The organism is Salinicoccus kekensis (genome assembly GCF_900220995.1).
Classification (GTDB): domain Bacteria; phylum Bacillota; class Bacilli; order Staphylococcales; family Salinicoccaceae; genus Lacicoccus; species Lacicoccus kekensis.
Map to the genome: position 1 here is coordinate 248966 of NZ_OBQF01000001.1, position 13610 is coordinate 262575.

Annotated in this window: 14 protein-coding genes; all 14 read left to right on the forward strand. The window is 49.6% G+C overall.

The annotated features are described in order from the left end of the window. Window positions 1-133 precede the first annotated feature (133 nt). The gene (rimM, locus tag CRN96_RS01185; RefSeq protein ID WP_097038302.1) at window positions 134-625 is read left to right on the forward strand and encodes a ribosome maturation factor RimM; all 492 of its coding nucleotides are present in this window, start codon (window positions 134-136) and stop codon (window positions 623-625) included. Beyond that, window positions 622-1287: a tRNA (guanosine(37)-N1)-methyltransferase TrmD gene (trmD, locus tag CRN96_RS01190; RefSeq protein ID WP_097038304.1), complete on the forward strand. Its 666-nt coding sequence runs from the start codon at window positions 622-624 to the stop codon at window positions 1285-1287. The genes rimM and trmD overlap by 4 nt, the downstream gene beginning before the upstream one ends. 130 nt (window positions 1288-1417) lie before the next feature. Next, entirely contained in the window at window positions 1418-1765 is a 348-nt protein-coding gene (gene rplS, locus CRN96_RS01195) for a 50S ribosomal protein L19 (protein WP_097038305.1), read from the forward strand. 107 nt (window positions 1766-1872) lie between these two features. Then, window positions 1873-2742 (forward strand): ribosome biogenesis GTPase YlqF, encoded by an 870-nt coding sequence (ylqF, locus tag CRN96_RS01200; protein ID WP_097038307.1) that lies wholly within the window; start codon window positions 1873-1875, stop codon window positions 2740-2742. Continuing rightward, on the forward strand, window positions 2726-3490 hold the full coding sequence (locus tag CRN96_RS01205; protein WP_097038309.1) for a ribonuclease HII: 765 nt from the start codon (window positions 2726-2728) through the stop codon (window positions 3488-3490). Before ylqF ends, CRN96_RS01205 begins: the two co-directional genes overlap by 17 nt. A gap of 69 nt (window positions 3491-3559) precedes the next feature. Further along, on the forward strand, window positions 3560-4729 hold the full coding sequence (gene sucC, locus CRN96_RS01210; RefSeq protein ID WP_097038311.1) for an ADP-forming succinate--CoA ligase subunit beta: 1170 nt from the start codon (window positions 3560-3562) through the stop codon (window positions 4727-4729). A gap of 21 nt (window positions 4730-4750) precedes the next feature. After that, window positions 4751-5659 carry a succinate--CoA ligase subunit alpha gene (sucD, locus tag CRN96_RS01215; protein ID WP_097038313.1) on the forward strand — a complete coding sequence of 303 codons (909 nt, stop codon included), beginning with the start codon at window positions 4751-4753 and terminating at the stop codon, window positions 5657-5659. A 157-nt stretch (window positions 5660-5816) separates the two neighbouring features. After that, window positions 5817-6614: a DNA-processing protein DprA gene (gene dprA / locus CRN96_RS01220; protein ID WP_245844513.1), complete on the forward strand. Its 798-nt coding sequence runs from the start codon at window positions 5817-5819 to the stop codon at window positions 6612-6614. Between the two features lie 107 nt (window positions 6615-6721). After that, entirely contained in the window at window positions 6722-8791 is a 2070-nt protein-coding gene (topA, locus tag CRN96_RS01225) for a type I DNA topoisomerase (RefSeq protein ID WP_097038315.1), read from the forward strand. 204 nt (window positions 8792-8995) lie between these two features. Further along, window positions 8996-9877 (forward strand): site-specific tyrosine recombinase/integron integrase, encoded by an 882-nt coding sequence (xerA, locus tag CRN96_RS01230; RefSeq protein WP_097038317.1) that lies wholly within the window; start codon window positions 8996-8998, stop codon window positions 9875-9877. Between the two features lie 4 nt (window positions 9878-9881). Further along, window positions 9882-10421 (forward strand): ATP-dependent protease subunit HslV, encoded by a 540-nt coding sequence (gene hslV, locus CRN96_RS01235; protein ID WP_097038320.1) that lies wholly within the window; start codon window positions 9882-9884, stop codon window positions 10419-10421. A gap of 13 nt (window positions 10422-10434) precedes the next feature. Then, complete coding sequence (gene hslU, locus CRN96_RS01240; protein ID WP_097038322.1) at window positions 10435-11808, forward strand: ATP-dependent protease ATPase subunit HslU; 1374 nt, start codon at window positions 10435-10437, stop codon at window positions 11806-11808. A 21-nt stretch (window positions 11809-11829) separates the two neighbouring features. Beyond that, window positions 11830-12600, forward strand: coding sequence for a GTP-sensing pleiotropic transcriptional regulator CodY (gene codY, locus CRN96_RS01245; RefSeq protein WP_097038324.1), 771 nt, complete (start codon window positions 11830-11832; stop codon window positions 12598-12600). 150 nt (window positions 12601-12750) lie between these two features. Beyond that, on the forward strand, window positions 12751-13527 hold the full coding sequence (gene rpsB / locus CRN96_RS01250; RefSeq protein WP_097038327.1) for a 30S ribosomal protein S2: 777 nt from the start codon (window positions 12751-12753) through the stop codon (window positions 13525-13527). Window positions 13528-13610 lie beyond the last annotated feature (83 nt).

The window sequence follows — 13610 nt, forward strand, 5'->3', positions numbered from 1 at the left end:
CACCGCGAGGTGTGTCCTTTTTTATGTGGGGCGGCCGTGCAGCCGGCGCGACATTTCCGGTTGTCCCGCCGAGGCCGGCAGATATATAATAATTAAGAAATGATTACGGAACAAAACTTAAGGTGGTTATAAAATGATTACAATCGGCAGACTCGTCAATTTCCACGGCGTCCGCGGCGAAGTGAAGGTGCTCAGTGACTCAGACTTCACTGAGGAGCGCTTCCAGCCGGGCAATAAAGTCACGGTCGGCGGCAGGGAATTCACGATCCGGAATTACCGCACACATAAGAACTTCCATCTCCTCACCTTCGAAGGCATCACCAGCATCAGTGAAGTGGAAGATCTGAAGAACTCGGATGTACTGCAGGAGGCGGAGAGCGTCGAACTGGCGCTTGAAGAAGGCGAATTCCATTTCAGCGACATCATCGGCCTCACGGTGCTCACCGATGAAGGCCGGTCCCTCGGGAAAGTCACGGATATTTTCCAGACGGGGGCAAACGATGTCTGGGTGGTCGGTGACGGCCGGAAGGAATATATGATCCCCTATATCGAAGATGTGGTGAAGACGGTCGACCTCGATGAAGGAAAGATCATCATCACACCGATCGAGGGGCTGCTCGAATGAATATACATTACCTGACACTCTTCCCGGAGATGTATGACGGGGTGCTGAACTCCTCCATACTGAAACGCGCGAAGGATAAGGGCATCGTGGATTACAACCTCATCAATTTCCGTGATTATTCAAACAGCAAGCACAACAAGGTCGATGACTACCCGTACGGCGGCGGTGCAGGCATGGTGCTGAAGCCGGAACCTGTATTCGAGGCGATGGATGACCTCGAGGTCGACAACGCACGTGTGATCCTCCTGTGTCCTCAGGGGGCCCCTTTCAATCAGAAGATGGCGGAGGATTTGAGCACCGAAGAGGACATCGTCTTCATATGCGGCCATTACGAAGGGTATGATGAACGGATCCGCACGCTCGTCACGGATGAAGTGTCCATCGGCGACTATGTGCTGACCGGCGGGGAGCTTGCGAGCATGACGATGACCGATGCGATCGTCCGCCTGATCCCGGACGTCATCAGCAAGCAGGAGAGCCATGAACAGGATTCGTTTTCCACGGGCCTGCTCGAACACCCGCACTACACAAGACCCCGGGAATACCGCGGCATGAAAGTGCCGGAAGTGCTCCTCAGCGGGGATCATAAGAAGATAGAGGAATGGCGGCGGGACGAGAGCCTGAAGCGCACACGCGAAAGGCGCCCGGACCTCCTTGAATAAAAAACTTATTTTACCTGAATGAATTGAAACGAAGCATATATTATGGTAATATTATACGAGTGTCGAGACACATATCACAACTATCCGCTGCTATGAAGGGCAAGAAAGTTGGAAGAAGGAGAAGGTAATCATGTCACAACAATTAATCAATGAGCTGACGAAAGAACAGCTCAAAACAGATCTTCCGGAATTCAAACCCGGAGACACTGTACGTGTACACGTACGTATCGTAGAGGGAAGCCGTGAAAGGATCCAGGTCTTTGAAGGCGTAGTCATCAAAAGACGCGGCGGCGGCATTTCCGAAACATTTACAGTCCGTAAGATCTCTTACGGTGTGGGTGTTGAGCGTACTTTCCCTGTACACACGCCGAAAATCGAGAGAATCGAAGTTACCCGTCGTGGACGCGTACGTCGTGCGAAACTTTACTACCTGCGCAACCTGCGCGGTAAAGCAGCGCGTATCAGAGAAATTAGATAATGCGATGAAGACCCGGATATCACACCTTGATGTCCGGGTTTTTATTTTGTTATGCTGAACTGGATATGGATTGAAATAAAAATAAATTATGATTCGAGGGGAAAGCCGTGAGTATAAACTGGTTTCCGGGCCATATGGCCAAGGCAAGAAGAGAAGTCGAGGAAAATTTAAAGAAAGTGGATGTGGTGATAGAGATACTGGATGCAAGAATCCCGTATTCAAGCCACAATCCGATGATGGATGACATCACGCAGCACAAACCGCGTGTGGTGATATTGAACAAGATGGACATGGCGGACCAGAGTGAGACCGATAAATGGATCAGCCATCTCAAGGCGGAAGGAAAATACCCCGTTGCAATCATGGGGCGCAGCCATCAGATCATCGGCAAGATCGAGCCGCTGGCAAAAATGGCGACCGAGGAGATCTTCAAAAGGATGGAGAGTAAAGGCATCAATAAAAGGGCGATCCGGGCGATGATCATCGGGATACCGAACGTCGGCAAGTCCACGGTCATCAACAACATCGCCAAAAAGAAAATCGCAAAAACCGGCAACACGCCGGGTGTGACGAAGGCGCAGCAATGGATCAAAGCCGGGAAGAACATGGAACTTCTGGATACGCCGGGAATACTCTGGCCTAAATTCGAAGATGAGACGGTCGGCAAAAAGCTGTCCCTCACCGGTGCCATCAAGGATTCCGTCGTTCCGCTGGATGAAGTCGCGATTTACGGCCTCCGGTTCCTGCAGGATAACCATCTGGAAGATTTGAGGAGATTTTACAACATCGACGTCGACGCGGAATCGGAGATCATCGAATTGTATGAAGCCATCGGGAAAAGCCGCGGGCTCAAGATGAGCGGCAATGAAATCAACTACGAAGCGGTGACGGGCAGAGTGATCTACGACATCAGGAACGCCAAAATCGGCAGGTACACATTCGACAAGGCGGGTGGGTCCGGTGGCGACGGTCAGTGAAACGGTCAAAGCGATAAAATCGATCACGACGCTTGAAGCGCTTGCTGCATCCCCTTATCACGGCGACGGCCGCGCAGGCGTGGAGAAAGCACTCGTGCAGCACCGTGCACGCCTTGAAAAACAGGCCGCCCTGGTGGAGAAATTCGAAGTGATGAGCCGGTATGAAAACGGTATAAGCGGCCGCATTGCAGGCGTCGATGAAGCCGGCCGCGGGCCGATTGCAGGCGAGGTCGTCGCGGCTGCGGCCGTACTGCCGGAAGGCTTCATCCTGCCGGGGCTCGATGATTCAAAGAAGCTGTCACTGAAACAGCGTCTGGCGTTCCGGGAGTACATAATGGCACATTGTGATTACGGCATCGGCATCGCGACAGTCGAGGAGATCGACCGCCTGAACATCTATGAAGCTTCAAGGCTCGCCATGCGGCGGGCAGTGGATGAACTGGACGTGCGTCCCGACCATCTGCTGATCGATGCGATGACGCTCGGGACAGAGATGGATGAGACTTCCATCATCCGGGGGGATGCGAATTCCGTTTCCATTGCGGCCGCAAGCGTGCTTGCCAAAACAACTCGTGATATGATGATGGATAGTTATAGTGAAGCATACCCCGGTTATGAATTCGATAAGAACAAAGGATACGGCACAAAAAAACATTTGGAAGCGCTTGATGAACTCGGTGAGACAAGTATCCACAGAAGGACATTCGAGCCGGTAAAGAGTAAAATATGTCAGAAAACTCTATTTTGATAGTTTACTTTAATATTTACCTTTTCTATAATTGAAATGTACAGATTAATTTAACTTAGGAGGAAAAACATGAATATTCATGAGTACCAAGGGAAAGAAATTTTTCGCTCTATGGGTGTCAACGTGCCGGACGGCAGCGTTGCCTACACACCAAAAGAGGCGGTTGAGGTGGCAAAGGGACTGAATTCCGATGTCTATGTCGTCAAAGCCCAAATCCACGCCGGGGGCAGGGGTAAAGCCGGCGGTGTGAAAATAGCAAAAAATCTTGATGAAGTTAAACAATATGCGGACGAGCTCCTTGGAAAAGTGCTGGTCACTCCACAGACCGGCCCTGAAGGCAAAGAAGTCAAAAGACTACTTGTCGAAGAAGGCTGCGATATTCAAAATGAATATTATATCGGCTTCGTCATCGACCGTGCGACGGACAGCGTCGTACTGATGGGCTCCGAGGAAGGCGGCACGGAAATCGAGGAGGTCGCAGCGGAAACGCCTGAAAAGATCTTCAAAGAAGAGATCGATCCGGTTGTCGGATTGATGCCTTATCAGGCTAAACGCCTCGCATTCAATATCAATATCCCGAATGAGTCTGTCAACAAGGCAGCCAAACTCATGCTTTCCCTATATAATGTATTCGTTGAAAAAGATGCTTCCATCATTGAAATCAATCCTCTGGTGACGACGGGCGACGGCGATGTGCTTGCGCTTGATGCGAAGGTGAACTTCGACAGCAACGCACTGTTCAGACAAAAAGGCGTCGTCGAACTCCGAGATTTGGACGAAGAAGATCCAAAAGAGATCCAGGCATCCAAATATGACCTGTCATATGTTGCGCTGGACGGCAACATCGGCTGTATGGTCAACGGTGCGGGCCTTGCGATGGCGACTATGGATACGATCAACCACTTCGGCGGCAAACCGGCAAACTTCCTTGATGTAGGGGGCGGCGCAACAGCTGAAAAAGTGACTGAAGCATTCAAAATCATCCTTGGTGATGAAGGCGTCAAAGGCATCTTCGTCAACATCTTCGGCGGCATCATGAAGTGTGACATCATCGCACAGGGTGTGGTTGAAGCGGTTGAGAACGTCGGCCTTGAAATTCCTTTGGTCGTCCGCCTGGAAGGCACAAACGTCGACGAAGGCAAGAAGATCCTGAAAGAGTCGGGCCTTGACATCACACCGGCAACGACGATGGCCGAAGGCGCTCAGAAGATTATCGCAGCGGTAGGAGAAAATAAATAAAAATTAACGGAGGAATTTACTGTGGGTGTTTTTATTGATAAAGATACAAAAGTGTTGGTCCAGGGCATCACGGGATCAACTGCATTATTCCATACAGAGCAGATGCTTGAATACGGAACTAAAATCGTTGCAGGCGTGACACCTGGCAAAGGCGGCCAGGAAGTCCAGGGCGTGCCTGTCTTCAACACGGTGGAGGAAGCGAAGAAAGAAACGGGTGCAACCGTCTCAGTCATCTATGTCCCTGCACCGTTCGCAGCAGATGCGATCATTGAAAGTGCCGATGCGGAACTGGACCTTGTCATCTGCATTACAGAACATATCCCGGTCCTTGATATGGTGAAGGTGAAGCGCTATCTTGAAGGCAAGAAGACACGCCTTGTCGGTCCGAACTGCCCGGGCGTCATCACAGCCGATGAGTGCAAAATCGGCATCATGCCTGGATACATCCATAAGAAAGGCCACGTCGGCGTCGTCAGCCGTTCAGGCACACTGACTTACGAGGCAGTGCATCAGCTGACTGAAGCGGGCATCGGCCAGACGACTGCGGTCGGCATCGGCGGAGACCCGATAAACGGCACCGACTTCATCGATGCGCTCAGCGCTTTCAATGAAGATCCGGAAACTGAAGCGGTCGTCATGATCGGTGAAATCGGCGGTACTGCAGAAGAAGAAGCAGCCGAGTGGGTCAAGGAAAACATGAATAAGCCTGTCGTCGGATTCATCGGCGGTGTCACTGCACCTCCGGGGAAACGCATGGGCCATGCCGGTGCAATCATTTCCGGCGGTAAAGGTACAGCGGATGAGAAAATCAAGACGATGAACGCATGCGGCATTGAAACTGCCGATACACCATCCGAAATCGGACAGACGCTGATCGACCGCATCAAAAAAGTCGATGGTCTGTACGAAAAGTGCCTGACTGTAAAGTGAATTTCATAAATCAGCTCATCGAGCCAAAAATAGTGTCATCCTTTTAAAGGATGACACTATTTTTGTCTTTTTCTTCCAATGATTGACCCGGTAATGTAAAATACAGCCGTCCAATAATCACTTATAATTGAAGGCATCAATCATTAGGGGTGAGGATTTGGAACTTTTGACTTTGTCATATGCAGGGGTGACCATCGGGGAATATCATCAGCTGAAATATATGCGTCACGGGCACAGTCTGCCTGCAGAACTCCAGCGGAAATTAGCTGCCGCAAAGCGGCTGAACAGCAGTGCAATAAAAAGCCATCTGGCATCACAGGGCATCACCTGGATCACCATCGGGGATGAACGCTATCCGCGCCTCCTTGCAGAAATTCACGATCCACCGTACATACTTTATGCAAAAGGGGATTGGCAGCTCCTGCACAAAAGGGCCCTCGGCATCGTCGGCAGCCGTAAGGCCTCCAGGTATACACAGGAATCACTGAAGGCGATCATTCCGGAATTGAAAAATTTATCCATCGTTTCAGGCCTTGCCTACGGGGCGGACGAAGCGGCACACCGGCTCTGCCTGTCACATGGCATCCCGACGATCGGCGTGCTTGCCTTCGGGCATGATGTCCATTATCCGAAATCCACAACAGGGCTCCGCAGCGAGATGGAGATGCATCATTTGACGATCAGCGAATATCCGCCGGACACACCGCCTGAGAAATGGCGGTTCATCGCCCGGAACCGCATCATTGCAGGCTTGTCGGAAGGTGTGCTTGTGACGGAAGCCGAGGAGCGGAGCGGCAGTCTGATCACCCTCGACATGGCGATGAATGAAAACAGGAACACATACTGCCTGCCGGGCAACATCACCTCGGGACTGTCGAAAGGAACGAACCTGCGCATTCAGGAAGGAGCCGAAATCGTCCTGTCGGCTGATGATATTTTAAAAGATTTCCACTGACAATATTCAGTAATTTATGATAAATCAAAACATCAAAGAGTTGACAAAAGAATTCTTTGCACTTAATATTTGATTCTGAAACTACAAACGAAGGAGGCAAACGCATCGTGGCTGATAATTTAGTGATAGTGGAATCCCCGGCGAAAGCAAAGACGATCGAAAAGTATCTGGGCAAAAGATACAAAGTCGTTGCTTCAATGGGACACTTGCGTGATTTGCCCCGCAGTCAAATGGGAATTGACACTGAAAACAATTACGAACCTAAATATATTACAATTCGTGGCAAGGGCCCGCTCTTGAAAGATTTGAAGAAAGAGGCCAAAAAAGCCAAGAAAGTATTTTTAGCAAGTGACCCGGACCGCGAGGGAGAAGCAATTGCATGGCATCTGGCGCATGCACTCGGTGAAGACAATGAATATTACCGGGTGGTTTTCAATGAAATAACGAAAGACGCAGTCAAGGAGAGCTTCAAACATCCGAGCAAGATCAACCAGGACCTGGTGGACGCCCAGCAGGCAAGACGCATCCTGGACCGGCTGGTGGGTTACAACATTTCACCGGTATTATGGAAAAAGGTGAAAAAAGGACTGTCTGCAGGACGTGTGCAGTCTGTCGCACTGAGCCTGATCATCGACCGTGAGAATGAGATCAGAAAGTTCAAGCCGGAAGAATACTGGACGATCGAAAGTGACTTCAAGTACAAACGTTCCGAGTTCAAAGGCAAGTTCAACTCAGTGAAAAAAGAGAAAGTCAAACTGAATACGAAAGAAGATGTGGATAAAGTCCTGGCACAGATTTCCGGCGATGAATTCCTTGTGGAGAAAGTGGAGAAAAAGGAAAAGAAACGTTTTCCTGCAAACAGCTTCACCACATCCTCACTCCAGCAGGAAGCCGCAAGGAAACTGAACTTCAAGGCAAGGAAGACGATGATGGTCGCCCAGCAGCTGTATGAAGGGATCGCGATCAAGGGTGAAGGCACGGTCGGCCTCATCACATACATGAGGACCGATTCGACAAGGATCTCCCCTGTTGCGAAAAAAGAGGCAGCGGATTATATAGAAGAGACTTTCGGCAAGGAATTCCTCGGGAGCAGCAGACAGCAGAAGGCTGCAGCCCAGTCCCAGGATGCACACGAAGCGGTCCGGCCGACATCGAGCCTCAGGACGCCTGAAAACATGAAGCAGTATTTGAGCCGCGATCAGCACAGGCTCTACAAGCTCATCTGGGACCGTTTCATCGCAAGCCAGATGGCGCCTGCCGTCCTTGATACGGTGAGGATGGACATGATCAATAATGATGTGATGTTCCGGAGCAACGGCCAGACCATTAAATTCAAAGGTTTCATGCAGATTTATATAGAAGGAAAAGATGATGAGGAAGAAGAGCTGAGCAACCGTCTTCCTGAAATTGCCGAAGGGGAGACGGTCAAGAGCCTGAAGATCACCCCGAATCAGCATTTCACGCAGCCGCCTCCGAGATACACCGAGGCAAGGCTCGTAAAAACGCTTGAAGAACTCGGCATCGGGCGCCCGTCGACATATGCGCCGACCATCGATACGATACAGAAACGCAACTATGTGCGCATGGATCAGAAACGTTTCATGCCGACAGAAATCGGTGAGATCGTCAACCAGTCGATGGAGGAGTATTTCCCGAACATCATCGATGTCGACTTTACGAAGACGATGGAAGCAGACCTCGACAGTGTCGCTGAAGGCGAAGCTTCATGGGTCAAAGTGATCGATGATTTCTATAAGGAATTCGAACCGAGGGTCGAACGGGCGGAAGAAGAAATGGAAAAGATAGAGATCAAAGATGAGCCGGTCGGGGAAGACTGCGAGAAATGCGGATCTCCGATGGTATACAAGATGGGCCGTTACGGTAAATTCATGGCCTGCTCCAATTTCCCGGACTGCCGCAACACGAAGGCGATCGTCAAATCGATCGGCGTGAGCTGTCCGAAATGTAAGAAGGGCGAAGTCATAGAACGCAAATCGAAGAAGAACCGTATATTCTACGGCTGTGACCAGTATCCGGAATGTGATTTCATCAGCTGGGACAGACCGATTGGAAGAGCCTGCCCGAAATGCGAACATCATTTGGTGGAAACCAAAAAAGGTAAGAATGCACAAGTTAAATGTTCAAACTGTGAGTACACAGAAAAAGTGAATAATTAACCTTCAATCTACCTATGTTTATTAGGTAGATTTTTTGTGAATAAACGAATTAGATGATTTATTGATAATATTCATAGTATTGTGTGCAATTCTCTGTGAAATATATTAAAATGTTTAAGGGGCATATGTGCTTAGCGGTGATGCTATTTATTGAAAGACTATTTGGAATTGTGATAATATTCCGATGGAGAGGGGGCGAGGTCAATCAACTACAAGGAGCGCTTTTTGGACAGGCTGCTTTATCAGAGGAATTTATCGGACCATACCATCAGGAGCTACGGGACGGACATCGATGAATTCCATGCTTTCCTCGAGAGGGAAGGCCTGTCGGTCGGGACTTTCAAATATCCCGATGCCAGGAACTACTTATCATCACTTTATGATAAAGGACTTAAAAGAGCCACCGTCTCCAGGAAGATTTCAACTTTGCGCAGTTACTACCATTTCCTGATTGAAGCCGGCGTAGTTGAAAACCATCCATTTTTAAGCCTGCCTTTTCCCAAAAAGGAAAAAGCCCTGCCCACCTTTTTATATGAGAACGAAATCAATGCACTGTTCGAATCGCTCGATCAGGGCAGCAGGATGTATTTAAGGGATAAGGCGGTACTTGAGCTGCTTTACGCCACTGGCATCCGGGCATCCGAACTGATCACCCTGAGAAGGGATCGGATAGATTTCAATTATATGATATTGAAGGTGCATGGTAAAGGCAATAAGGAAAGAATCGTCCCTTTCAATGAAAGTGCGAAAGCAAGTCTGCTTGAATATATAGAGCATTTCAAAAAACACATCGATCACAACGATGCATTGTGGCTCAATTACCGGCTTGAACCGCTGACGGTGCGCGGCCTGCGTCATGCATTGGATATGATGGTCAAAAGGAGTGCTGAAAACTTTGACCTTCATCCGCACAAGCTGAGGCACAGCTTTGCGACGCACCTTTTGAACAATGGTGCAGACATCCGGGCGGTCCAGGAGCTGCTGGGGCATGAGTCACTGCAGACGACCCAGAAATATACGCATATTTCCAAAGAACAGTTGAGAAAGACATATTTGAGGACACATCCAGGTAATCAGAAGAGGTGAAAAAATGGCTATAAAAGGTACTACGATATTTGCGATACAGCATAACGGCTCAAGGGCGATCGCCGGGGACGGACAGGTCACCCTCGGCAATCAGGTTGTGATGAAACATACGGCAAAGAAAGTGCGCAGGCTTTTCGATGACAAAGTCGTTGCCGGTTTTGCGGGCAGTGTGGCGGATGCATTCACTTTATTTGAAAAATTCGAAGCCAACCTGCATGCTTATAACGGCAACCTGCAGCGGGCGGCGGTCGAGCTTGCGAAGGAGTGGCGCGGCGATAAGATGCTGAGGCAGCTCGAAGCGATGCTGATCGTCATGGACAAGGAGACACTGCTGCTCGTCTCGGGCACCGGCGAGGTGATCGAACCCGATGACGGCATTCTTGCCATCGGCAGCGGCGGCAACTACGCCCTCAGTGCAGGGCGCGCCCTGAAGCGCTACAGCAGCGAACTTTCGGCGAAAGAGATTGCTTACAACAGTCTGCTTATCGCAAGTGAAGTCTGCGTGTTCACAAACGATAATATAATAGTGGAATCTATCGATTAAAGGAGCGTTTATATTGAAACAGAATTTAACGCCAAGAGAAATAACATCGAGATTGGACGAAGACATCATTGGTCAGGGCGAGGCGAAGAAGAAAGTCGCCATCGCAATGAGGAACCGTTTCAGGAGAATGATGCTGGATGACGATCTCCGGGATGAGGTCATCCCGAAGAATATACTGATGATCGGCCCGACGGGCGTCGGAAAGACCGAAATAGCAAGGCGCATGGCAAGGCTGACGGGCGCACCTTTCACGAAAGTGGAGGCGACGAAGTTCACTGAAGTCGGCTATGTCGGCCGTGATGTGGAGAGCATGGTCAGGGATCTGGTCGAAGCAAGTGTCAAACTCGTCAAAGACGAGAAGATGAAACTTGTGAAAGATCAGGCGGAAGAGCTCGCCAATGAGCGCCTCCTCGCGCTGCTCGCCCCGGGCTTCAAAAAAGAGAAGACGACGACCAATCCGTTCGAGGCGCTGATGAACCAGCAGGGCACACAAGAGACGGAAGAGGAAGTCACACCAGAAGTCAGGGACAGGCGCCGGAGCCTCCGCGCGAAGCTTTTGAACGGCTACCTGGAAGACGAAGAAGTGACGATTGAAGTCGAACAGGAACAGAATTCAATGGGCATGATGATGCCCGGCATGGAAGAATCCGGCATGCAGGATATGTTCAAGCAGTTCATGCCGAAGAAGAAGCATAAGCGCACCATGCCCGTAAAAAAGGCGCGTGAATATTTGAGCCGCGAAGAAGCGGAGAAGATCATCGATACGGACAATGTCAATGACGAAGCGATCAATCTGGCTGAAACGATGGGGATCATCTTCATCGATGAGATGGATAAGATCGCCAAAGGCGGACAGAACTCCGGTGATGTATCCCGGGAAGGCGTCCAGAGGGATATACTCCCGATCGTCGAGGGCAGCAGGGTGCAGACGAAATACGGTGCGATCGACACCGAGCACATACTGTTCATCGGGGCGGGCGCTTTCCATGTATCAAAACCAAGTGATCTCATACCTGAACTTCAGGGCCGTTTCCCGATCAGGGTCGAGCTCGACAAGCTCACAGATGAAGATTTCGAAAAGATATTGAAAGAACCGAAACGTTCATTGATCAGACAATACGAAGCGCTGCTTCAGACCGAGGATGTCACCATCTCATTCACCGATGAAGCGCTTGCCGAACTTGCGAGAACCGCCCATCAGGTCAACACGGACACGGATGACATCGGTGCAAGAAGACTGCATACGATACTTGAGACGCTGCTTGAAGAACTGCTGTTCGAAGCAAGCAATATGCAGGGCGCACATGTCGAGATCACGAAACAATATGTGAACAGCAAGCTGTCACATATCCAGGAAGATAAAAATTTAAGCAGATTCATACTATAAATCATAAAAGGGGAATTCCAAATGAGTTCATTACTGCAAAAGACAAGAGAAATCAACACTTTGATCCAAAGCCATTCAGGTGTGAAGGTGGATTTCAATGAAGTATCCAAAAAAGTGAGCCGGGTGCTCGAATGCAACGTCTTCATCGTATCAAGGAAAGGCAAACTGCTCGGCGTCGGCGTCAATCACAAGATCGAGAATGAGCGGATCGTCGAAATGCTTGAAAACCGGCGCTTTCCGGATGAATATGTGAATAAGCTGATGAGGATCAGCGAAACGACCGAGAACATCGATTTCAGCGATGAACTGACGATCTTCCCTACTGAAGATTCCTTCCAGGATTCCGAAACGACGATTTTACCGATCTACGGCGGCGGAGAGCGTCTCGGCACACTTGCGCTCGGCCGTGTATCGCAGCCGTTCAGCGAGGAAGATCTGGTCCTTGCCGAGTATGCGACGACAGTCGTCGGCATGGAGATCTTAAGAGAGAAGCATGAAGAGATCGAACAGAAGGCAAGGGACAAGGCAAGCATCGCAATGGCCATACGTTCATTGTCATACTCGGAGAGGGAAGCGATCGAACACATCTTCGATGAACTGAATGCGGACGAAGGCCTTCTCGTCGCATCCAAAGTGGCGGACAGGGTCGGCATCACGCGTTCGGTGATCGTGAACGCCCTCAGGAAGCTGGAAAGTGCAGGCGTCATCGAATCACGTTCCCTCGGCATGAAAGGGACATTCATCAAAGTCAAAAAAGAGGACTTCCTGCCTGAACTGAGAAAAGACAGCTAAAGAGGTTTGATTTTAACCGGGATATATGGTATATTATTAAACGGCTAAAATTTGCCGATTACACACAGTGTCATGAATGTGGGACCGGTTGCCCGGAAGGGTGGTTTCATCCAGTGACACTGGAGGTAACAACAAAAGGAGGAAATTATAATGGCAGTAATTACTATGAAACAACTGCTCGAAGCAGGTGTGCATTTCGGACACCAGACACGCCGTTGGAACCCGAAGATGAAGAAATACATCTTCACTGAGAGGAACGGCATCTATATCATCGACTTGCAGAAAACAGTCAAGAAAGTGGCGGAAGCTTACAATTTCGTCAAAGAAATTTCTGAAGACGGTGGAAAAGTCCTGTTCGTAGGTACAAAGAAACAGGCACAGGACGCCATCAAGGAAGAAGCCGAAAGAGCTGGACAGCTTTATGTCAACCAGAGATGGCTCGGCGGTATCCTGACTAACTACAAGACGATCTCAAAGCGTATCAGACGTATTGATGAAATCGAAAAAATGGAAGCGGACGGAACTTTCGACGTGCTTCCTAAAAAAGAAGTTGTGGAACTCCGCAAAGAATATGATCGCCTGATCAAATTCCTCGGCGGTATCCGCGATATGAAAGAAATGCCGAAAGCAATCTTCATCGTTGACCCTCGTAAAGAGCGCAACGCGATTGCGGAAGCCAAAAAATTGAACATTCCGATCGTGGCAATGGTCGACACCAACTGTGACCCGGATGAAGTGGATTACGTGATTCCGGCGAACGACGATGCAATCCGTGCAGTACGCCTGATGACAAGCAAAATGGCGGATGCTGTTCTGGAAGGCAGACAAGGTGTTTCCGATGAGGAAGTTGCAGCGGATCAGAACATCGATCTGGAAGAATCAACTGAAACTGCAGAAGAAACGCCTGCAGAAGTTAAAAGCGAATAATCTCTGACAGACGAGATGATGATAATATCGGTGATAAGTTAACTCTCTTATCACCTTTTTTAAAATATTATTTCCAGGAGGAT

Coding starts and splice junctions, on each gene's coding strand:
- rplS (WP_097038305.1), top strand. CDS start 1,418: ATGTCACAACAATTAATCAATGAGCTGACGAAAGAACAGCTCAAAACA.
- trmD (WP_097038304.1), top strand. CDS start 622: ATGAATATACATTACCTGACACTCTTCCCGGAGATGTATGACGGGGTG.
- sucC (WP_097038311.1), top strand. CDS start 3,560: ATGAATATTCATGAGTACCAAGGGAAAGAAATTTTTCGCTCTATGGGT.
- rpsB (WP_097038327.1), top strand. CDS start 12,751: ATGGCAGTAATTACTATGAAACAACTGCTCGAAGCAGGTGTGCATTTC.
- codY (WP_097038324.1), top strand. CDS start 11,830: ATGAGTTCATTACTGCAAAAGACAAGAGAAATCAACACTTTGATCCAA.
- hslV (WP_097038320.1), top strand. CDS start 9,882: ATGGCTATAAAAGGTACTACGATATTTGCGATACAGCATAACGGCTCA.
- rimM (WP_097038302.1), top strand. CDS start 134: ATGATTACAATCGGCAGACTCGTCAATTTCCACGGCGTCCGCGGCGAA.